12 protein-coding genes are annotated in these 21975 nt (G+C 61.2%); 7 read left to right on the plus strand and 5 right to left on the minus strand.

Annotation, left to right across the window (positions count from 1 at the left end; genetic code table 11):
• The 7 genes from dnaA to AB3147_RS00035 all read left to right on the plus strand — a co-directional run.
• Nucleotides 1-1461 (plus strand): chromosomal replication initiator protein DnaA (gene dnaA, locus AB3147_RS00005; protein ID WP_175136956.1); only part of this gene is annotated, 1461 nt, incomplete at its 5' end.
• 2 nt (nucleotides 1462-1463) lie between these two features.
• Nucleotides 1464-2573 carry a DNA polymerase III subunit beta gene (gene dnaN / locus AB3147_RS00010; protein ID WP_175124835.1) on the plus strand — a complete coding sequence of 370 codons (1110 nt, stop codon included), beginning with the start codon at nucleotides 1464-1466 and terminating at the stop codon, nucleotides 2571-2573.
• Between the two features lie 96 nt (nucleotides 2574-2669).
• Nucleotides 2670-5117 carry a DNA topoisomerase (ATP-hydrolyzing) subunit B gene (gene gyrB, locus AB3147_RS00015; RefSeq protein ID WP_286896578.1) on the plus strand — a complete coding sequence of 816 codons (2448 nt, stop codon included), beginning with the start codon at nucleotides 2670-2672 and terminating at the stop codon, nucleotides 5115-5117.
• Nucleotides 5118-5658: 541 nt separating this feature from the next.
• Nucleotides 5659-6585: a DUF4007 family protein gene (locus AB3147_RS00020; protein ID WP_367351161.1), complete on the plus strand. Its 927-nt coding sequence runs from the start codon at nucleotides 5659-5661 to the stop codon at nucleotides 6583-6585.
• The gene (locus AB3147_RS00025) at nucleotides 6578-9916 is read left to right on the plus strand and encodes an ATP-binding protein (protein WP_367351162.1); all 3339 of its coding nucleotides are present in this window, start codon (nucleotides 6578-6580) and stop codon (nucleotides 9914-9916) included. The genes AB3147_RS00020 and AB3147_RS00025 overlap by 8 nt, the downstream gene beginning before the upstream one ends.
• Entirely contained in the window at nucleotides 9909-10751 is an 843-nt protein-coding gene (locus AB3147_RS00030; protein WP_367351163.1) for a phosphoadenosine phosphosulfate reductase domain-containing protein, read from the plus strand. Before AB3147_RS00025 ends, AB3147_RS00030 begins: the two co-directional genes overlap by 8 nt.
• Nucleotides 10748-11740 carry a hypothetical protein gene (locus AB3147_RS00035; RefSeq protein ID WP_367351164.1) on the plus strand — a complete coding sequence of 331 codons (993 nt, stop codon included), beginning with the start codon at nucleotides 10748-10750 and terminating at the stop codon, nucleotides 11738-11740. Before AB3147_RS00030 ends, AB3147_RS00035 begins: the two co-directional genes overlap by 4 nt.
• 31 nt (nucleotides 11741-11771) lie before the next feature.
• Here AB3147_RS00035 and AB3147_RS00040 read toward each other — a convergent pair whose 3' ends face one another.
• From AB3147_RS00040 to AB3147_RS00060, 5 genes are read right to left on the minus strand one after another with little or no spacing between them, the layout of a single operon-like run.
• On the minus strand, nucleotides 11772-12170 hold the full coding sequence (locus tag AB3147_RS00040; RefSeq protein WP_367351165.1) for a nucleoside 2-deoxyribosyltransferase domain-containing protein: 399 nt from the start codon (nucleotides 12168-12170) through the stop codon (nucleotides 11772-11774).
• Nucleotides 12142-12849 (minus strand): hypothetical protein, encoded by a 708-nt coding sequence (locus AB3147_RS00045; protein ID WP_367351166.1) that lies wholly within the window; start codon nucleotides 12847-12849, stop codon nucleotides 12142-12144. Before AB3147_RS00045 ends, AB3147_RS00040 begins: the two co-directional genes overlap by 29 nt.
• Nucleotides 12846-18263, minus strand: coding sequence for an FtsK/SpoIIIE domain-containing protein (locus AB3147_RS00050; protein ID WP_367351167.1), 5418 nt, complete (start codon nucleotides 18261-18263; stop codon nucleotides 12846-12848). Before AB3147_RS00050 ends, AB3147_RS00045 begins: the two co-directional genes overlap by 4 nt.
• Nucleotides 18257-19816, minus strand: a complete 1560-nt coding sequence (locus tag AB3147_RS00055; protein ID WP_367351168.1) for a hypothetical protein — start codon at nucleotides 19814-19816, stop codon at nucleotides 18257-18259. Before AB3147_RS00055 ends, AB3147_RS00050 begins: the two co-directional genes overlap by 7 nt.
• Nucleotides 19813-21654 (minus strand): hypothetical protein, encoded by a 1842-nt coding sequence (locus tag AB3147_RS00060; protein WP_367351169.1) that lies wholly within the window; start codon nucleotides 21652-21654, stop codon nucleotides 19813-19815. The genes AB3147_RS00055 and AB3147_RS00060 overlap by 4 nt, the downstream gene beginning before the upstream one ends.
• Between the last annotated feature and the right edge of the window lie 321 nt (nucleotides 21655-21975).

A 21975-nucleotide genomic window follows, 5' to 3' on the forward strand; every position in this document is an offset into this window, starting at 1 on the left:
ATGAAAGAATTCTGGCAGACCTGCGTCAGTCGTCTTGAGCAGGAACTCCCCCCCCAACAAATCAGCGCGTGGATACGACCGCTGGTCCCGCTTGCGTACGACGAAACGCAGGCGGTGCTGCGCGTTGCCGCGCCCAACCGCTTCAAGCTGGATTGGGTGCGCAAAAACTTTTCCCACCAGATCGAAGCGTTGGCCGCGGAGTGGTTCAAGCGACCGGTGCAGGTGCTGTTCGAGCTGCCTTCGCAAGGGACCGCGCCGCGTATGCCGGTCGCGCCCGTGCGTGCGCAGCAGCCAGTCCAGCAACCGCACCCGTCCGCTGCGCCCCCTTCCGGCGCCGCGCCGCCCGTGACGGTCACCGTGACGACCGCCCCGCCCCCGCCCGCCACGACTGCCGCTGCGCAGGCCGTGAACGCGGACGCCGCCAACATCGTGTACGAGCGATCGCGCCTGAACACCGACCTCACGTTCGAGAACTTCGTGACCGGTAAGGCCAACCAGCTCGCGCGCGCGGCGGCGTTGCAGGTCGCGGAAAATCCCGGCACCTCGTACAACCCGTTGTTCCTGTATGGCGGCGTCGGCCTGGGCAAGACCCACCTGATCCACGCCATCGGCAACGCCATGGTTGCGGCGGGCACCGGGGTGCGCGTGCGCTATGTGCATGCCGACCAATACGTGTCCGACGTGGTCAAGGCGTACCAGCGCAAGGCGTTCGACGATTTCAAGCGTTACTACCATTCGCTCGATCTTCTGCTGATCGACGACATCCAGTTCTTCTCCGGCAAGAACCGCACGCAGGAAGAATTCTTCTACGCGTTCGAGGCGATGGTCGCGCAGCGCAAGCAGATCATCATCACCAGCGATACGTACCCCAAGGAACTGTCGGGCATCGACAGCCGCCTGATCTCGCGTTTTGACTCGGGCCTCACGGTGGCCATCGAGCCGCCGGAACTTGAAATGCGCGTGGCAATTTTGCTGCGCAAGGCCGAGTCCGAAGGCGTGCCCATGCCCGAGGAAGTGGCCTTCTTCATCGCCAAGCACCTGCGCAGCAACGTGCGCGAACTGGAAGGCGCGCTGCGCAAGGTCCTGGCCTACGCGCGCTTCCACGGCCGCGACGTGCTGACGGTGGATGTCTGCAAGGAAGCGCTCAAGGACCTGCTGTCGGTGTCCAACGGCCAGATCACCGTGGAAAACATCCAGAAGACGGTGGCGGACTTCTACAAGATCAAGGTCGCCGACATGTACTCGAAACGCCGGCCGGCCAATATCGCGTTGCCGCGCCAGGTTGCGATGTACCTGGCCAAGGAGCTGACCCAGAAAAGCCTGCCGGAAATCGGCGATTTATTCGGCGGCCGTGATCACACCACGGTGCTGCACGCCGTTCGCAAGATTTCCGATGCCCGCGCCAAGCAAGCGGAGCTCAACCATACCCTGCACGTGTTGGAACAAACTCTAAAAGGATGAACATGCAACTCGTACAAACCACACGCGATGCATTGCTGAAACCGCTGTCGACTGTGGCGGGCATCGTCGAAAGACGCCATACCCTGCCCATTCTTGCGAACATCCTGATGCGCAAGGAAGGCAACAAGGTTGCCTTCATTGCGACCGACCTGGAAGTGCAGATCACCACGCACGCCGACTTTGGTGTCGGCCAGGACAACGAGTCCACCACGGTGGCCGCGCGCAAGCTGCTGGACATCCTGAAAGCCCTGCCCGATACCGGCGATGTGCGCCTGGCCCTGGCCAGCAACAAGTTGTCGGTGCAATCCGCCAAGAGCCGCTTTGCGCTGCAGACGCTGGCCGCCAGCGAATTCCCCACCGTGGCTCAGCCCGAGCAGTGGGACGTGTCGCTGACCATGCCGCAGCGCACCTTGCGCCACCTGTTCAACATGGTGCATTTCGCCATGGCCCAGCAGGACATCCGCTACTACCTGAACGGCATGCTGCTGGTGTTTGAACCGGGCCGTGTGCGCGCGGTTGCCACCGACGGCCACCGCCTGGCGCACTGCTCGACCGAAGCCGACGGCATCGCCGAGCGCCACGAAGTCATCGTGCCGCGCAAGACCGTGCTGGAAATGCAGCGCCTGCTGGAAGACTCCGACGAGACCGTCTCCATCGACGTGGCGCCGGGCCAGATCCGTTTCCGTTTTGGCGACGTCGAGCTGGTCTCCAAGCTGGTCGAAGGCAAGTTCCCCGATTTCACGCGCGTGATTCCCACGAACTACTCGCGCCACTTCCTGGTCGGCCGCGAAGCGCTTCAGGGCAGTCTGCAGCGCGCCGCCATCCTGACCACGGACAAGTTCAAGGGCGTGCGCCTGCAATTGGCGCAGAACCAGATGAAGATCTCGTCCTCGAACGCCGAGCAGGAAGAGGCCCAGGAAGAAATCGACATCGACTACAGCCATGAAGCGCTGGACGTGGGCTTTAACGTGGGCTATCTGCTCGACGTGCTGTCCAACGTGAAGGTCGACAACATCCAGTGGTCGGTCATGCCCGATGCCAACGCGTCGGCGCTCATCACCCTGCCCGAAGACGACCAGTTCAAGTACGTCGTCATGCCCATGCGGATCTGATCCGCATTCCCCCCGTGGGTTTGTGCCGCTTGCGGACCGATGGTCCGCGGGCGGTCCGGCCGCCAGGCCGTTCTTTAAAGCGTTATCGATACAGACATGTCAGATCAGCAGAACACCACTCCCGAGACCAGCGGCTACGGCGCTGACTCGATCAAGATGCTCAAGGGGCTGGAGGCCGTGCGCAAGCGCCCCGGCATGTACATCGGCGACACGTCCGACGGCACCGGCCTTCACCACATGGTGTTTGAGGTCGTCGATAACGCCATCGACGAAGCCCTGGCCGGCTATTGCGACGACATCGTCGTCACGATCCACACCGACAATTCCATCTCGGTCACGGACAACGGCCGCGGCATCCCGACCGACATCCACAAGGACGACGAATTCCACCGCAGCGCGGCGGAAATCGTCATGACCGAACTGCACGCCGGCGGCAAGTTCGACCAGAACTCGTACAAGGTGTCCGGCGGCCTGCACGGCGTGGGCGTGTCTTGCGTGAACGCGCTGTCCGAATGGCTGCGTCTCACCATCCGCCGCAACGGCCAGGTGCACCAGATGGAATTCCGCCAGGGCGAGCGCGTTGCGCCCCTGGCCGTGACCGGCACGACCGACAAGCGCGGCACCGAAGTGCGCTTCCTGGCCGACCCGATCATCTTCAACAACATCGAATACCACTACGAGATCCTCTCCAAGCGCCTGCGTGAGCTCTCGTTCCTGAACAACGGCGTCAAGATCCGCCTGATCGACCAACGCCAGGGCAAGGAAGAGAACTTCGCGTTCTCGGGCGGCGTGAAGGGCTTTGTTGAATACATCAACCGCGCCAAGACCGTGCTGCATCCGAACGTGTTTTCGGTCACCACGGAATCGTCGGCCGGCGGCGTGCCGGTCGGCGTGGAAGTGGCGATGCAGTGGAACGACAGCTACAGCGAAAGCGTGCTGTGCTTCACCAACAACATCCCGCAGCGCGACGGCGGTTCGCACCTGACCGGCCTGCGCGCCGCGATGACGCGCATCATCAACAAGTACATCACCGACAACGAGCTGGCCAAGAAGGCCAAGGTCGAGACGTCCGGCGACGACATGCGCGAAGGCCTGGCCTGCGTGCTGTCGGTGAAGGTGCCCGAGCCCAAGTTCAGCAGCCAGACCAAGGACAAGCTGGTGTCCAGCGAAGTGCGTCCGGCCGTTGAAGAAGCCGTGGCGCGCACGCTGGAAACCTGGCTGCTCGAACACCCGAACGACGCCAAGGCCCTGTGCAACAAGATCGTCGAAGCCGCCCGTGCACGCGAAGCCGCACGCAAGGCACGCGAAATGACGCGCCGCAAGAGCGTGCTGGAAGGCGCAGGCCTGCCCGGCAAGCTGGCTGACTGCCAGGAAAAGGACCCCGCGCTGTGCGAGCTGTACATCGTCGAGGGTGACTCCGCAGGCGGCTCGGCCAAGCAAGGCCGCGACCGCAAGTTCCAGGCCATCCTGCCGCTGCGCGGCAAGGTGCTGAACGTCGAGAAGGCGCGCTTTGACCGCCTGATCGCCAGCGAACAGATCGCCACGCTGATCACCGCGCTGGGCACCAGCATCGGTCCCGATTTCAACGTGGACAAGCTGCGCTACCACCGCCTCATCATCATGACCGACGCGGACGTCGACGGCGCACACATCCGCACCCTGCTGCTCACGCTGCTGTACCGTCAGATGCCCGAGCTGGTGCAGCGCGGTTACGTGTACATTGCGCAGCCGCCGCTCTACAAGGTCAAGGTTGGCCGCGAAGAGCGCTATCTGAAGGATGACCAGGAAGAAGCGCAGTTCATGCTGACGCTCGCCCTGAAGGACGCCGAGATCATCTCGGGCGGCAACATCATCCGCGGCGAAGAACTGAACGACCTGGCCCGCCAATACGTGGCAGCCGACGGCGTCATCGCCCGCTTGTCGCGCGTGTTCGACGTGGGTGCGCTGTCGGCCATGGCCGAAGGCGTGGAAATCAACCTGGACACGGCCGAGTCCACCGCGGACTCCGCCAAGCGGCTGGCCGATGCCATGCGCGATCCCATCAACGGCAACGGCGTCGAGGTCGTTCCGCAATTCGACGAAGCCACCGAACGCCATCGCCTGTCCGTGCAGCGCATGCACCACGGCAACGTGCGCGTCAGCATCATCGATGCCGACTTCATCAATGGCTCGGATTACGCCATCCTGTCCAAGGCCGCCAAGAGCTTCCTGGGCAAGGTCGGTCCGCGCTCGCTGGCCGCTCGCGGCGAAGGCGACAAGCGCAAGGAGCAGCCGGTGTCCGACTTCCGCGAGGCCATGCAATGGCTGCGCAGCGAAGCCGACCGCAGCATCTCCAAGCAGCGCTACAAGGGTCTGGGTGAAATGAACCCCGAGCAGCTGTGGGAAACCACGATGGACCCGAAGGTGCGCCGCTTGCTGCGCGTGCAGATCGAGGACGCCATCGCGGCCGACGAAGTCTTCACCACGCTGATGGGCGACGACGTCGAACCGCGCCGCAACTTCATCGAAACGCACGCGCTGTCGGCGGGCAATATCGACGCCTGATCGCACGCCGGCTTGTGTCGAATGCCACCATTGTTGAAAACTTTGCCAAGTTGATGAAAAACCTTTGACAAAGTTGATGAAAAAAATAGCCCGGATTGCTCCGGGCTATTTTTTAATCGAAATGAAGTCTATGGCTGCTATGCAGCGACTCGCGACCTTCAATCCCCTCCACCCAGCGTCAGCTCCACACCTCATACCTGCCATTCCCCAAACTTGCAGCATCTGCATACAGGCCCGCGCCATGCTTCCAACTGCCATACACCCCTAAATTACGGGTGCTCAGCGTGTTAAAGCCCACGTATTTGCGCTCCACGCCACTGGGAAACCCTGTGACGCTCATGTCTCCGCTGAGCTGGCCGCAAGTCACCCTGCGGGAAATCCATACAGAGATCACAGCTTAAGTTACAAGCGGGGGGTCACTGCGCACGACAATCTCCCTCCGCAAAACACTGTTATTATTTACAGTATCAATCAACAAGATGAACTGGTGATCTTCACCAGTTGGAGCAGTTAGAGCCGATGGCACGCTAGAATCACCATTATGAAAACCACATCAAACGTCAGCGGAGGAACAGTCGCCCATTTTTCGGGGCACGAAACATTTCCTCTGCGCCAAATGTGGCTCAAGAAGGCCTTTGATCAAGCGATCGATGGTAATTTGATCCGCAAATCCGTCTTCACAGATGCAAATGCAATCGCTGAGTTCGGCGTCGGCAAAAACATGGTCGCATCAATCCGACATTGGGCCTTGGCATGCGGTCTTATGTATGAAGATGAAGCAAGTGGCGAATTCCGTGTCGGTGGTCTTGCCCGTGAAATTTTCGCCGATGGCGGCCTTGACCCCTATGCAGAGAGTCCTTCGACAGCGTGGCTTGCTCATTGGCAGCTTGCGGGCCATTGCTTTCGCTCTACCACGTGGTATTGGCTATTCAATCATGTGACTGCTCCATCATTCACTCGCCAAGAGCTTGAAGAGCCTCTAGCACGCTACGCCCGTGAGATCAACCCGAAACACAGGCTCTCTGCTTCGACAATCTCGCGCGACTTGGAGACTTGCCTTCGGAGCTATGCACCTCGTGCAACGGGAGGTTCACCCGAAGATTTTGCCGAACCTCTGCTTGGTGAGTTAGGTCTCTTGCAGGAGCCCCATAAAGGCCAATACACCTTCCGCCGTGGCCCAAAGACCTCATTACACGATGGTATCTTTGCCTATGCCCTCGTCGACTTCTGGGATCGCAAGGCTGAAGGTCAGAGCTCGCTGGCCTTCGAGACCGTTGCCTACGCAGAGGGCTCCCCAGGCCGGGTCTTCAAACTCGACGAAGAGTCGATCGCCCAACGACTCATCACTCTCTCCGACTTCACCGGGCGCAAGCTCGAATGGACCGACTCCGCGGGCCTTAGGCAAGTGCACCGCAAAGAGCTATCCAAGGAAGAAATCAAGAACATGATCAGGCGCGCCTATGACTGATAATAAGCCGCTGGCACTGTCCGACATCGTGCAAATCTCGCGCCAATACCAGCGCTCCATCCGCGTCGACGCGGATATCGGTCGAGCTGATGCCCTCTCTGGCTACATCTGCCATGCGACGGCCAACTCTGTGATCGATGGCATGTGTAAGCAGCTTGCTAGCACCAATCAACGCTGCTTTACCTGGACCGGCCCTTTTGGAGGCGGCAAGAGCTCGCTGGCTGTTGCCTTGGCAAGCGCGCTGCATTCTGACAAGAACCTGCGGATCAAGGCTCGCGAGACGTTGCGGCTGGACTCAAAACCCGTCTTCGACAAGGTCTTCCCCGTGCGCAAGGGATGGCTGCTTGTACCGGCTGTGGGCCGGCGTGGAAGTGTGGTCTCCGAACTCCATGCGTCGCTGCGCCGTGCGCAGGGCCGCAACATCGACGGCCGCAGCAAATCCACCTCCCAATCTTTGATTGCGGAGCTTCTTGAAGAAGCCAAGGGTCGGCCACAGGATGGCGTATTGGTCATCATCGACGAGATGGGTAAATTTCTGGAGGCCTCCGCCCTAAGCTCTGGCGACGATGTCTACTTTTTCCAAGAGTTGGCCGAGGCAGCCGCACGCTCCGACGGCCGCCTAGTAGTCGTGGGCGTACTGCATCAGTCCTTCGCGCAATATTCTGCTCGCCTGGGCATCGACACCCGCGACGATTGGGCCAAGGTTCAAGGCCGGTATCTTGACCTCCCTTTCGTGGCCGCGAGCGACGAAGTGGTCGAGCTCATCGGCCGCGCAATCCAACTTAAGGAGGGCCCCCCACCCTGGATGCCCAAGGCATCCAAGGAAATCGCCGAAGCGATCCGTTCGCGCCGTCCTGCCGTTGGGAAGGACTTCGCCAAGGCTTTGGAAGCTTGCTGGCCGCTGCACCCGAGCATGGCTGCTCTGCTGGGGCCGATATCCAAGCGGCAATTTGGACAGAACGAACGTAGCACTTTCGGCTTCCTGTCGTCTGTGGAACCATATGGCTTCCGCTCCTATCTGAACTCGACGCTCAAGAGTGAAGCAAGCTGGTATCGACCGAGCGACTACTGGGACTATCTGCGCTCGAACTTGGAGCCTGCGATCCTTGCCTCCCCCGATGGACATCGTTGGTCGCAGGCCGTTGAAGCGGTCGAGCGGGCCGAGGCCAAGACGGGCGACGACTTGCTCGTGGCGATGATCAAGAACATCGCTGTCATTGACCTCTTCCGCAACGGTTCAGGCCTGGCAGCTGATGCTGCGGTAATTGCCTCGCTCTTCTACCAGCGGCCCGCCGCGGAGCTCGATACGGCCCTCAAAAAGCTCTCGGATCTCAAAGTCGCTCTCTTCAAGAGCTACACCGGCGCTTGGTCGGTGTTCGAGGGCAGTGACTTTGACATCGACGCAGCCATTGCCCAAGCCTTGGCCGCTTCTCCTGGTATCGACTACGCCCGACTCGCACAGCTCATGGGCCTGCACCCCGTGGTGGCCAAGCGCCACTATCACGAGACGGGCTCCATGCGCTGGATGGAACTCTCGCTATGCAGCATTGAACAAGCCGAGAAAATTTCTGCTGACTACCGCCCCAAGAGGGGCGAATTCGGTATCTTCATCCTTGCACTGCCGAGCAAAGGCATGAAGCCTAGGGACGCGAGAAAACGCGCTCAGGCCTGCGCCAAGCTTCGTCCTTGGCCGGTGATGATTGGAATCCCTGAAAACCACGCCCGCATTGCCGAGCTCTCCGCGGAGCTAGTCGCATTGGAGCAAGTCAAGGATCGCCACGAGCTCTCTGGCGACGCCGTCGCCCGTCGTGAGGTCTACGCTCGATTGGCGGCAACCCGTGCCAATCTGGAGGATCAACTGCAAGCTGCAGTATCCCTGGCGAAGTGGCACGACGGATCCGATCAAGTCGTCGAGCCGGGCGCGAAGCTATCGCCGGTAGCCTCTGAGTTGGCCGAAGAGCTGTTTCGAGATTCGCCGCAGGTGTGGAGCGAGCTGGTCAACCGCGACAGCGTGTCAAGCAACAGCGTCAAGGCCCGCCGCGACCTGCTGCATGCAATGATCAACGCTGAAGGCCAGGAAGCTTTGGGGTTCGAGGGCTACCCGGCTGAGCGCGGCCTCTACGAAACGTTGCTCAAACGCACAGAGTTGCATCGCCAAGATGCCTCCGGAGCCTGGCGCTGCATGCCTCCGGACGATCGATTCGCCACTGGCTTCAAGGCGATGTGGGACGAGACACGCGCCCTCTTCTTGGACTCCGGCGCCCGTGTGGGTGCGCACGAAATCTACGCATTGTGGAGCGCTGCACCCTTCGGCATGAAGCAGGGGATCCAGCCGGTGGTCCTCACGGCTTTCATCCTCGCCCACAAGGCCAACATCGCCGTCTACAAGGACGGGATGTTCTTGCCACGGCTCACTGACTTCGAGATCGACGAGTGCCTGCAAGACCCCGACCGCTTCTCGCTGCGCTGGGTAGCCATCGATGAGGACAAGAACCGGATCCTCGAAGGCATCTCGAAGCTTCTGGCCGAGATCGGCGAGAATGCCGGCGCGGCCGACCCGCTCGAAGCCGCCCGCGGCCTGGTGGCGATGGTCTTCAACCTGCCCGATTGGGCCCGTCGGACATCGCGGCTGGGGCAGACCGCCAAGGAAATGCGCGACATGCTCTTGAAGGCCAGCGATCCGCACAAGGTCTTGTTCGTCGACCTGGCGTCCCTTCTGGGCGCGGAAGACGGCAAGGCCTACGTGAAGGCGCTGCGCGCACCGCTGCAAGAGCTCGCCGGAGCCTACGGCAAGATGCTCTCGGAAGTCGAAGGCAAGATGCTCTCCGCCCTCGACGCTAGCCGCGACGACCTCGAAGCGCTGCGCGAGCGGGCGAAGTCGGTCTCCGGCATCTCCGGCGATTTCCAAATGGATGGGTTCGCCACGCGCCTGACTAACTACGACGGATCGCGCGCCTCCCTCGAAGGCATCCTAGCCCTAGCGGCCGAGCGGCCTCCTCGCGACTGGGTGGACCGCCATATCGACGCGGCCGTGTTGGAACTGGCCAAGTTCGCCCGGCGCTTCCGCGAGTCAGAGGCTTTCGCGGCCGTGAAGGGCCGCAAGGCGCACAGCGAAGCGATCTCGGTCATCATAGGCGCAGGCTCGGACACAAAAACGCTCTCGCGCTCGTTCGCGATTCCAGACAAGCATCGCAAGACTGTGGAGGCCAAGGCCGACGAGCTCACCTCGATGCTCGAAGGGCAAGGCTTGGGGACCGACGTATTGCTGGCTATCCTCGCCAAGGCCGGGATGAAGCTGGCGTCTATCGACAAGGAGGCGGCCAATGGCTGAGCGGCATGTTCTGGGAATCTCCGGCGGAAAGGACAGCGCAGCGCTCGCAGTCTACATGGCCGCCAACCACCCCGAGCTCGACATCGAATACTTCTACACTGACACCGGCGAAGAGCTCCCAGAGGTCTACGAGTTCCTGGCCAAGCTCGAAGGCAAGCTGCACAAGCCGATCCTGCGGCTTAACCCCAATCGCGACTTCAAGTTCTGGCTGCGCCAATACAACCACTTTCTTCCCAACCCAAATTCGCGCTGGTGCACTCGGAAGTTGAAGCTCGCCCCGTTCGAGGAGTGGGTCAAACCAATGCTCGCGGCCGGCGATAAGGTCACGTCCTATGTGGCCATCCGCGCCGATGAGGACTACCGCGAGGGCTATGCAGCGAAGGCCGAGAACCTCTTTGTGAAGCTGCCGTTCCGCGAGGCCGGCATCGACAAGGCGGGCGTCATCGACATCTTGGAGAACTCCGGCGTCGGCTACCCTAAGTATTACGAATGGCGCTCGCGCAGCGGCTGCACCTTCTGCTTCTTCCAGCAAAAGATCGAGTGGGTGCGGCTGCGCGAGAAGCACCCTGACGCATACGAAGCCGCCAAGGCTTTAGAGAAGGACGCCTTAGAGCACGGCTCGCCCTTCACTTGGTCCAAAGGCGAATCGCTTGTTGATATGGAACAGCCCGAGCGCGTGGCGGAGATCGAGGCGGAATACAAGATCCGCCGCGACCGCATGCGCAAAGCCATCCCCATCAATCCGCTGCGACCTGTGAAGGCCTGCCCGGATGACATTGACGACATCTACGGGGTCGACGAGGGCAACGGCTCTTGCGCCGTCTGCCATAAATGACAGGCTGGCGGCGGCATAGGAATCAGAGCGCCGACGACCCGCCGCTCGGCACGCCGCAGCCTTGCCCGATTTGCGCGGCGGCCCGTGGGCTTTCCGAACATTTGACCGAAGTCGCCTTCGCTGCCCAATACCTTGGGAACACGTCGCCCTATGAAAGCGAACACGGGACGACGAAGATCAGGACAGAAACGATCGGGGACTGGCTCAGGCTTGCCGCCCAGCTAAAAACCGTCGAGATTGATCCCTGGAAGTTTGAGCCGACCGCAGGAGATGCCTTCTACTGCGAACCCGTGGCAGACAGCATCCGCGACTATGGCCAACACTACACGACCCATGCCACGGCGCTGACGCGCTTCGTGTTCGTATGCAATGGCTTGGAGGAGGCCTACCGCTTCCTCGACCATCTCTACGGGCCGATGGCGGTTCGGAAAGGCATAGCAAAAAGGGATCTGAAGCGGACCAGCAGCATGCGAGCCGTTGCGCTTCTTGATGATCTATTCGAAAGAGAGGGGTCGGCAGCGGTCCCGCGTGACTTCGAGCACCATTGCGGCAACTTCATCCAGCTCTTCAGGCTATACGAGACCGAACACGACGCAGCGGTAGGAGGCATCGCAGCCGGCGCCGAAAAGTTGCCGACCTTTGCCCTTCAATTGGTGCGCAACCTCCGAAACCATGTTGCGCATGGCACTTTTCCTCTTGGACCGCCAGCCGACTACGGAGGCAATGAAGACAGCAAAGAGCTTGTATTAATGCTCCGACACGCGTGTCGAGTTGCATCTCTATACATGCAAATCATGCTCAGGTGGTTCAGCCCCGGGTTTGAGTCCTATGACTACAAAGCCATGCAAGGTACAAATGGCAAAGAGTTTGATCGCTTCATCAAAAGATGCAGCCTTGCATACGTTTTAGACCTGCATTTGAAGGGCGACTTTGCCCTCCATGAGGGCTTATCCGACTACGAAGACTATGACGACGAGGGCGCCGACTAACGGTCAGCCGCTCCTTTTTCGAAAAGCTTGGTCAGTCGATCAACGACAAATGATCGAGGGCTTCACCAAGCGTCGGGAAGACGCGCTCGGAGCATTGGCGGACCATCTCGAAGTAGCGCCTGACCGAGGGATCCCGGACTTGGTCGACCATGAAAATCCGCTTGCCCAAGGCCTTCGCGAATCCGACTTCCAACGCCAACGAATAGCCGCCAGGATTCGAGGCCTCCATGTTGGCCAAGACGATGTCGGATTCGCGAACGGCCTCCAGGTCCCATCGTGTGTATTCGGCGGGATCTTGGATGTTGTGCGCGCTGGGATCCAGCAAGACAAATGAGCCAGACAAGCGAGCGATAACCTCAGCCTGCCAATTCGATCGAAAGCCGCCGGCCAGATAAATCTTCTTAAGGGGTTGCGGGGGGTTTGCCAGCATTGGCATCCTTCTTGAATTTCAATTCGGCGACGGCGATCGAAAATGGCGTCGCCATCGCTCGGTTGTAAAAAATCTCACCGTGTTTGAACAAGGCTAACGTCAGGCCGAGCAGCAAGAGCGTCTGCGCTGGCCACGGTGCTGCGTGGTCGTAGGCGAACAGCAGCTCTGGAGAAAACAACGAACAGACTGCGAAGTCGATGGCGATGATCGCCAGCGCGGTTCCCACACCGATGCAGAGCAGCGAGATGAACATGAACCTGCGCCCCGTCGACGCTGCCTCCGCGGAAATGGAGAGGGCCACGCTGCGCAGGTCGTTGTAGCCCCAGTCCTTCGCGCCTGACCCAGTCTGCTGAGCCTTGACCAGCTCGGCGAACCATTCGTAGGACTGCCGCTTCTTCGCGCTGGCCTCATCGAAGGGCTTGGCAAAGCCGATTTTAGCGAGCAGCCTCTTGAAGATCTGCTCGTGAAGGGCAAGCAACGCATGTCCAATGGCGAACAGGATGCCAGCGAACGTCAGAGCCGCCGCACTCGAATCGCCGAGCTTGAAGACCGCTTGTAACTGTGCAGGGCCCAAGTGCATAAGCGCCAAGCCGACCGCTAGGACGGCGCCGGGCACCCAGGCGCCAATCAAGTCGTTGAAGAACTTGGCGATCGTGTCAGTCGCATCGTCGATCTTCATTCAGCGCCTCCTTTGCCCCCGTTGTCCGCTGCGATGGCCGCCACCGCGGCTTCAATCTCTTGGTCCGACAGAAACGGGGCTTGCGCAAAGACCAAGCCTTGCTCGCCGTTGAGTTTGGCGGCCAGGTGTCCTCGGCCCAGCAGTAGCTCGGCTCCCGGACGATCCAGCGCGATCTTCGATGTCGCCTCGCTCGACACCTTCAAGATCAGACGGTTGCCAAGGTTCTCACGAAGCTGCATAGGCATCACATCCTTGTCGGGCCGCTGCGCAGCAAAGATCAAGTGGATGCCGGCCGCGCGCGCCTTCACGCCCAGACGCTGCACCGCTGCCCCCACTGCCGACTTGTAGGCGTCGTCGAGCATCCAATCCGCGAATTCGTCGTGGACCAGGAAAACCATCGGCAGCCGCTCTTCTGGCGCGACCTTGGCGTTATAGGTCGGAAGATCGCGCGCGCGGGCCTTGGCGAACGCCCTATAGCGGTTCTCCATCTCCTCGACCAAGGCCTCCAACACTTCGCCTGCCTTCTCCTTAGTGGTGACGATCTCCTCGCGCATGTGTGGCAAGTCCGCCAATGGAGCGTAGTCCACGCCCATCTTCGGATCGATCAAGATGAGCTGAGCCAAGTCCTTGGAGTTGGTCGCTGCGATGTCCAGGATCAAAGCCTGTATCAACACCGACTTGCCGCTGCCGGTCGAGCCGGCCACCAGCGAATGCGGCTCATGCGACGACAGCCCGCCGAACTCCGAGCCGAGATTCAGATACAGCAGCGCACCGTTGATCTCTTGGAGGCCCAAGAGGAAGGACGTGTTGATGCCGGCGACGTTGCGGTTGAGCTCGCGACGAGACCATAGCTCCCAAAGCGACACGGCCTGCCGCTTGGTGCCCGCGATCGTCACCACGATTTCTCCCGGCTTGGGCTGAACCGTCACCAGGTTGATCGCATGCGTCGTCAGAAGCTGCATGCGTTTGTTCTCGATGTCTTCGACGCGCAGCTTGTCGGAGCCGGCCAGGCGGACCAGGCAGCCATTGGGCGTCAGTCGCGTGCCGAGTATGGTGGCCTGCAGCCCATAGCTATTCAGCGCGGCTTTGAGCTTCTTGCTTAAGTCCTGAGCCCACTCCTCCCGCTCGGCATCGGACTGCGCTCCGCCCGCGAACTTGGCGGCGACCAGTTCCGCGAGGCCAGCGCCAGTGTTCGCGCCCACGAATGCCGGCGCGATTGGGGCCGGCACCAGAGTTTCGGCTGGTTGGACCGAGGTGGGGGTGGGCGCTGGTGCCGCAGGCTCTTGCGTCGGGGCGCTGACGGCCATGGGCGACTCCGCGTCCTCCGGCATTGCCAGCGACGCCTCGCCTGCGCCATCTGAGAGTTGACCCATCGCAGAAAGCCAGGCGACCCGTTTCGCGGGCTTCTTGAAGCTATGGCCCGACCAAGGCTCGAGCGGGCCAAGGCCGGCTCGGGCGGCCAGGCTACCGGCGTTCTTCGCATAGGCCTCGACTAGCTTTCGTAGGTCTTCCCGGTCGAAGACCTCTTGCCAGGCCTTCACGCCACTCTCATCGAGCAAAAGCTCTTGCTCGGAGGCCGAGCCAGAACCTGCATCCGAAGTGTGGATGTAGACCTGCGAGTAGCCGCGAAGCGAGATCTCCACGTCTCCCTCGCGAAGCTTCGAGCGGGCGCGTTCCATCTGGCCGGTCATGCCTGGCGGAATCTCGGCATCGATGAGCATGTCGGCCAGGCGGGCCAGCCAAACGTCTCGGTCAAGCCGACCCGGGTCGCCGAAGAGGGCTTCCCGGAACTTGTCCAGCGTTTGCAGCAGTTGATCCTTGGAGCTGCGGCGCGCCGCGGCCAGTCCATCGGCTCCGACGTATTTCGACTCGACGATCGAGATGACCACGCGGATCCCATCTTCCTTCTCCTCGACATTGATCGCGAGGATGTCGGCAATGCGGCTTTCGGGCTGCGAGAGCCAGCTTGCGTAGTCGTCGAGCAGGAAATAGGCGGTCAACGTCTGGCCGCCGCCCGCCTGCGCCTTGAACTCTTCGGCTAACAGATGGCGACTGAGGACCAGGCCGATCATTTCTCCCGCGGACACGCCGCGCTTGGCCGCGCGAAGCACGATGTCTCCGGAGACGGAAAGCGCATCGCTCTTGGCTTTCTCCGCAGTTTCGCCAAGCTCTTCGGCCGTGAGCCCGAGCTTCAACTCGTCGAGACGGCGACGCACGAGAACTCCCAGCAGCCGCAGCTCGGAAGTCGAGCTCACGATCATGTTGCGGCCGTTGGTCGAGCCACGGCGGTAGCGGACGACAGTGATCTTGTTGTGCTGGAGCTGACGCTTGTCGAGCAGCTCGTCATAAGTAGCGACCCATTCGGCTAGCTCGTGTGCGTCCTTGATCAGAGCCGCCAGGTCCTGGCTTTGCAGCGAGATGCGCCGGGCCGGCAAGAAACGCTTCTCTTGCTCGATGTCCTTCGACATGCAGACTGAGGCCACTGAGGTGACATAGGCCCACCCCGAAGCCGTCTGCCACGGGCAAGTCAGGAACATCGTCGATTTGAGCTCGTCCTCGCCAGAGACGCTGCGATAGGACCAACGCGATGGCGCGTGATCGAGGCTGGGGCGATCGTTGGTCCAAGCAACCTCCAACCACTCCTCTCGGGCCGAGCGAGCGACCACGTCATGCAGGAAAGCTACGTCAAAGGCTTTGAAGCCCTGCGCGCTTTCGCTAGGAGTGGACGAGATGGGACTCACCGCGATGCGCAGCTTTGAGATGAAGTTGTCGCTGGTCTCGTTGACCACGGGAAGGTCGGGATCGTCCCCGGCCTTGTTGACCAGCTCGCCGTAGACGCTGCGGAGCTTCGCCTGGTCGGCGTGGCGCACCGAAACGCTGCACTGGAACTTGCCGTACTCTTGGATCGAAGAGAGCTCACGCACTGTCGCCAGCGGCAGCTCGGCCGCGTCGGCGTTATAGAGCACCACGCTGAGGTTCGAGGCCTCATGAGGCTGCAAGCTGACGTAGCGCTCCAGCAGCTCGCGCGCCTGCTTGGCAGCGGCGGCCGGGTCCACATCCGACATTGCATCTTCTTCGCCGCGAATGGGCGACTCGAAGAGGCTGTATCCGTTGACCGTGCTGCTTTCGCTGACCAGCTTGGGCGAGCTGTAGGCATTCAGCACCGCGATCTCCGGATAGAACGGATGGGCGATCTCGTCGGCGAGCTCGCGCATGAAGATCTCGCGATCCCCATAAAGGATGCTATTGCTGGAGAGCAAATGGGTGGCGAAAGCGGCCACGCGGCGCGACTTCACCGCCAGCGCCTTCATGCGCTCGGGGTGCCACGGCGGAATGATCAACGACGGGTTTTCGCCTGCCACGCGGGCCGTTCCCACTGAGAGGACCTCAGAGACCAGTTTCGAGCGGCAGATGTCGCCGCGGGCTTGCGTCATCAGCGTGTTGAGCAGCGCGCCGAACGACTCGGCTTGGCGCGCGACGGCCTCTCCATGCAATCCGAAGCCGATGAAGTCCTCCATCGCCTTGATGTAGTCCGTCTCGAAGAGATCCCAAGCGGCCCGCACCTCGTCGCGCTGGGACTTGTTCAGGCGTCCATCATCCACGAGCTGCTTGATTCGCTTCTTGATCTCTCGCGCCAGGCTGCCAAACTTGTTCGTCGCAGGCACCAGCGAGCCAGCGTCGGTGGAATACGTGGCCTCCAGTGAGTTGGTGTCGAGAAGCGATACGTTTTGAACGCCGCCCTTTTTGCTCACAAGCCGGCGATGGACTTCCGTGCAGCCGACCGCGCCCTTCTCCAACAGGCGGCGCATGTCCGCGACCATCGACAGTCCGATCGCCCCAGGCTTGTAGCTCCAGACAAGTTGTGTCTTGTTGATTCTGGTCTCGGCGCCGCCAACGACCTTGATCAGCTCCACATCGAACTTGATCTGCAGCGCCGCACGTCCGAGCCCGGTGAAAGGCTTGAACTTCTTGTTGCGGCTCTCGGCGATCTCACGCTCTTTGGCGATGAACTTGTCGAAGTCGAACAACGGATCAGGGAGATCGGCGGTGGTCATTTTCGTGACCCTCCAGTCCACCTTCGATCCCATCAGCCCCCGCAGACCGCGATACATGGCCGAGAAATAGCTTCCGGCGTCTTGGTTGAAACGCTCACGCCACTCGGTCCGACCCTTGTTGACGGTGAATCGCAAAATCCGCTCGCCGTTGGCGTCGTCCAAACCTGCATGAAGGTTGTTGACTACCCGCGCAAAGCCGTCGAAAAAGTCCACGCACTCGATCGGCTTGCCGAACAGAGCCTTTTCCCAGCGCGCCATCAGCTTGGAGTCACGCTCGAGGAACCGGCGATGAGAAGCGAAGAATTCTTCGTCCTCCGGCGTGAATTCGCCGCGACGCTCCCGCGTCCTCAAATCTTCGAGATGCTTGCGCCCGTCCTGCGACAGCGAATCTTCTTCTTCGCAATCGTGCTCAAAGAATCGAAGCGTCGTCTCAGCCAAGCCCTGGAGCTTTTCCTTCGGCTTGTCGAAGGCGAGATAGACCCCGTCGACCTCCCACTCGAATTGAGCCAGCGCCGCGGCGGTGGTTTGGTCTCCCGCCGAGGCCGCAGCGAAGGCCAGCAAGGCCTTGCGCGCGCCTTCATCGATCTCGTTGACGTTCGCGTCGATCCGCTCTTGGATTTCATCCGGATCCAGGGGCTGCCCATTCTGACGCAGCTTCTTGAGCAGAGGAGCGCGCTGGTCGAAGAGCTTCGCGAACGCCTTCTGCCAGGGGCCTCGCGCTGTGGCGAACGTCCTGGCGTTGGTGAAATAGCCGCTGTCCTTGGGCAGTCCGACCCTGGGCAGCGAATAGCCCACGGCGTCCCGAATCGGCAAGCCGCCGGTGGAGATGGCTTCGACGATCTCGGAACAAAACTCGCCGAGCTGCACCAGAGAGAGCTCAGTGGCATTGAGCAACCCGCCAATTGCGGCTTGGAAGGCCGCGCGATCGTCGGCCACCGGAGAGAGGCCGCCGGTAAAGAGGGCGGCGTCCACCCAGGGCTGCGGCTCGGCGCGCATCTCCTTGGCGCCGATCGGCGTAACGTGCGCGAGCGTGTCGGCGAGGTTGTGCTCGCTGCCGCTTGCAGTGAGGATCGCCTCCTTCTCCGTGACGGCGTTGTTGCGCACGTAGCCGGCGTTCTCGGCGATCAAGATCTCTGGCGGCAGACCCTGCCCGACCACCAGTGTCTCGGGGATCATCAGATCCATCCGGGCGAACAGATCGGTCTTGGCCATGACCGCGCGCGCCACGGCGGCGACCTGGCTGGACGAGAGCCTGTCGAGGCGGAACAACGCGACGGTGTCATCCGCTTCGGAAGGTTTTGCGAGGCGCTTGGCGAGGATGTCCGCGCCGACGCGTCCAATGATGCGATCTGTCAGCATTCAGCCTCCACCTCAGACGCGAACGGGTTTTCAACAAAGGAACAGGAGTCGGAAAGCCTTCGAACTAGCCCCAAGCCAACAAGGCGGGCTTCGAGGTTGTCGCGGTTCTCCGTGAGCTCCGATTCGTCGATGGACTTGGTGTCCATTAAACGGGCGCCTTCGACTTCGCCGATCACCAGCCCATACCGGGTCTTGGCCGCGGCCAGGAACTCATCGAATTGCATGCGCTCGCCCACGAGAGCGATGACGATGGATTTGAGCAGCCGATCGTTGGGCGCGTAGCGGTAGCGACGCGACAGCCTGCGAGAACTGAGCCCGATCGCTCGCGACCATGAAGCATGGATCTTGCCGACGTGCTGGGAATGGCGCGGCAGCGCATCCTTGACAAGCATGTCGATCAAATCGTCTGGCTTGCGGCTCGCGAGACCCTCTTCATCTTTGTCATCGGCTGGTGGCCATTGGAAGGCCTCGCGCAACAGCTTCACCCGCTCAGCATCAGGGAATTCAGCCGAGCCCGCATCGATCCAGGCCTTCTCTCGTCGGATGGACTCAATGTGGGCGCGGATCGCCTTCTCGGGACAACCCTGGTTCTGCAAGTAGCTGTCGCTCGACAGCGCCCGCACCTTTCGGCCATCTTTGGAGACGATCTCGCAGACGAACTCGACGGGCTCGTCATCCCCCGCGACGCGCTTGGCTCGTTCAAGGAAGTAGAGGAGCATATGCAGGCCCGTGATCGCAATCAGATGCTCCAAGGCGTCGTAGACAGGCATGTCCCTCGACAAAATCGCGAGCCAGTCTTCGCAGATCAGATCGAAGCGCTGATTGGAAGCTTCGGGCAGATAGCCAGACGTGCGTGGGTCTTCGGGAAGCTGCGGATCTCCTTGCAGCGCGCGAGTCAGCCGATTCATCGGCGCCAAGCGATCAAAGAGGCGCTTGGCCAGGATGTCGCCGAGCTCGGCGCCCTTCTTGGCGCGCGTCAGCATCAAATAGAGCAGCTCACCGGAGCGCGCGAAAAAGCGCCGGTCATTGCTCATACCGCCCTTCGCGTCGATCTTCAGATCCTCGAAGAGCGCATCCGGGCCGAAGGGGAACACGAACTTCGAGCTCCAGCGCTTGTTGCTGCGGTCCTCGAATGAGGATGAGCGCAGCAGCTCGATCGCCTTCGCGAAGTCGTCGAAGCTGGCGAAGGACTGGCGGAGGTAGGCCACATCCTCTTTCGAGTCGCTGTTGCCCGTCGTGCCCTGGTCGAACTTGTCGAACCATTGCCGCCACTTCTCCTCGTCGGGGAGCCGGCTGTCCGCGATCGACTCGACGTAGGGGTTGTTGAAGAGCAGCCCTCGCAAACGCATCTGCCGCTGCGGCTTGAATCGCACCGCGCCGTCGAGCCCCTCATGGGGGCGCAGAGGCTTGTCCAGATTCGATCCCAGGACGCCCAAGAATTCGAGCACGGTCAGATGGGGCAACTGCTCGTCGTAGAGGCGGTGCCCCCAGATGTTTTCGTCGACGCAAAACTCGACGCCCTTGATGTAGGGCCGCTTGAAGATTTCACTCATGCTGGGGCCCTCACCGTCACGGGGCGAACCAAGCCGCGCCCGCCGGGTTCGATGTCGATGAAGTCAAGGGTCATGGCCGAGTCCTGGACTCCCACCTCGTCGTCATCCGCGACGCCATTGAGGCGGACGTTCTCAGCCTTGCGCAGGAGCTTGGCCTTGAAGGCCAACAAATCCTCCAAGCACTCGTTGGAGAAGCTGGCGGGAAGAGCTCCCTCCGCGACGCGCGCTAGGAACTCATGGCGAATCGGCGTGAGATCGAACTCCACGCGATTGGCGACGCCCGCGGCAAGCTGAATCTCCAGATAGGGGCGACCCGTCAATTCACGGAGTTTGATCGCCATGCCGAGGCCTTGCTGGCGCCGGGCGGTGGTCTCGTGGTCGCAAAGCACGCTCACCCGGCTTTGAGTGAAGCCGCCGGAGCTGGCGATGAAGATGCGATCGGCGTTCTCGAGCAGAAGGCCCGTCAGTACGCGGTTGAGACCCTTGGCGATCCGCGCTCGGACCGCCTCGCTGACTTGCGTCTTCTTCTCCTTCAACGTTTCGATGATACCGAGGTAATCGCCCGCGAAGCGGTAGACCGTCATCGACCAGCGAGCGTAGCCAGGCTCGTCGCTGGGCAGCGTGAAGTAAAGCCTGCGGCGTTGGTCTTGCAGCATCTCCATGAACTCCGCCGCCCCGCCATCAACCCGGGCCCCCTCGTGGCCGTCAAGGTAGTTGTGTTGGACTTTGAGGTAGTTCGCTGTGGCCCCGTAGATTGGGTCGCTGGCCACCAGACGAGCAAAATCAGACTGCAGCCGAGCGTCATCCTTGCCGTAGACCAGCAAGCCATCGGCCGCGTTCGAGGTTTCCTCTCCAACCCCGAAGGACGCCATGGCCTTGAAGACAGGGCCATCGAACACCCGGCGCTTGGGAATGTTCGCGCCGAAAGCGTTGGCGTAGATGCTGGCCTTGCCGATGTGGCCCGCCTCTTGGATCTGAGCCACGTCGGCGCAGGTCATGAGATTTTCCTTCGCCTCCTTAGCATCGGAGTATCCGAGGACCATGTTCGCGCAGAGCGCGAGCAGATCCCGCACCGGAAGATGCAGGCCATTCAGGCGCGCGATCTCCACCAAGTCACCGAGGCGACCGGCGAGTTGCTCGCCATCGGCTTCGCCGAGCAGTCGGCGGCGGTTCTCATCGATCGGGCAGACCTTGTCGCCGGCCTTCAAGGAGCAGCGGGAGCACTTGCTCCACTGAGGATGCCCCGCCACGGCCTTGGCCACCTCTTCGATGGTCTTTCGGGTGGTCGTGCGGCTGAGGTCGAACACCGCCAGGCGATCAGGCGCCGGACCGGCTTGCACGAAGCACTCTTGCAAAGGCGTGCGCAGCGGATGCCTGCCGCCTTGGCGTTTACCAAGGATGCGCAGGCGATCCAAGACCTGGCCATGGTTCGCGGCCAGGATGACGACCTCGGAGTCATCGCCGCCGAGAACGGACTTTTCGAGACGCTGCATGGACAAGTCGCTCGACTCGCCCTCGAATTCGGAGAGGTCCTTGACGAACACTGCCAGGCGACCATCTGCCAGAGGAAGTTCCTTGACGTTGCCCTTGGCCGCCCAAGCCTTGGCATCTCCGCCAAGTCGAGTCCACAAGGACCGGCAATGGTAGGTCTTGCCGTCTCCTGCGGTGCCGGCGATCAGCATCGAGCCCGGAACCTTTGACTCGATGTGCGCGACCATTGCTTCGAGCATGGGTGTGGCGAGCTTGATCGGCTCGACCTTGGCCCGGCTGACCGCGGCTGCCACATACTCGTCAAACAGGGTCAGATTTTGTGGCGTCGGTCCGTAGCTACGCAGCAAGCGTACCCACGCACTTGCGGGAGGAGCTCCCAGCGTCTCCAAGTTTTGCGGGCTTATATTGATAGACAAGCGACTTTTCCCTTGTATGCAATCCTTCTTCGTATCGAAGAGAATTCACGCGATCGCCTCACCAAATTTGGGGGGCAAAGTACTGATTGATTACGAAATACTTCTCTGTGTCAGAGTGTAAAGGAACCCCTGCATATATCACTAGCACTTGTGCTTGCACATGCATGCATGGGTGCGACAGCATCCAAGCCTATGCAGCAATTTGATGTCAGCCTGAACCTATCTACTAAGAAGACCCGTAAGCGTGAGTTC

The organism is Achromobacter animicus, assembly GCF_040775605.1.
Classification (GTDB): Bacteria; Pseudomonadota; Gammaproteobacteria; order Burkholderiales; family Burkholderiaceae_B; genus Achromobacter; species Achromobacter animicus.

Bases quoted from the DNA above. Each gene is read 5' to 3' on its own strand.
- AB3147_RS00040 (WP_367351165.1), bottom strand. From the start codon at position 12,170: ATGCTGGCAAACCCCCCGCAACCCCTTAAGAAGATTTATCTGGCCGGC.
- AB3147_RS00020 (WP_367351161.1), top strand. From the start codon at position 5,659: ATGAAAACCACATCAAACGTCAGCGGAGGAACAGTCGCCCATTTTTCG.
- AB3147_RS00055 (WP_367351168.1), bottom strand. From the start codon at position 19,816: ATGAGTGAAATCTTCAAGCGGCCCTACATCAAGGGCGTCGAGTTTTGC.
- dnaN (WP_175124835.1), top strand. From the start codon at position 1,464: ATGCAACTCGTACAAACCACACGCGATGCATTGCTGAAACCGCTGTCG.
- AB3147_RS00030 (WP_367351163.1), top strand. From the start codon at position 9,909: ATGGCTGAGCGGCATGTTCTGGGAATCTCCGGCGGAAAGGACAGCGCA.
- AB3147_RS00045 (WP_367351166.1), bottom strand. From the start codon at position 12,849: ATGAAGATCGACGATGCGACTGACACGATCGCCAAGTTCTTCAACGAC.
- gyrB (WP_286896578.1), top strand. From the start codon at position 2,670: ATGTCAGATCAGCAGAACACCACTCCCGAGACCAGCGGCTACGGCGCT.
- AB3147_RS00035 (WP_367351164.1), top strand. From the start codon at position 10,748: ATGACAGGCTGGCGGCGGCATAGGAATCAGAGCGCCGACGACCCGCCG.
- AB3147_RS00050 (WP_367351167.1), bottom strand. From the start codon at position 18,263: ATGCTGACAGATCGCATCATTGGACGCGTCGGCGCGGACATCCTCGCC.
- AB3147_RS00025 (WP_367351162.1), top strand. From the start codon at position 6,578: ATGACTGATAATAAGCCGCTGGCACTGTCCGACATCGTGCAAATCTCG.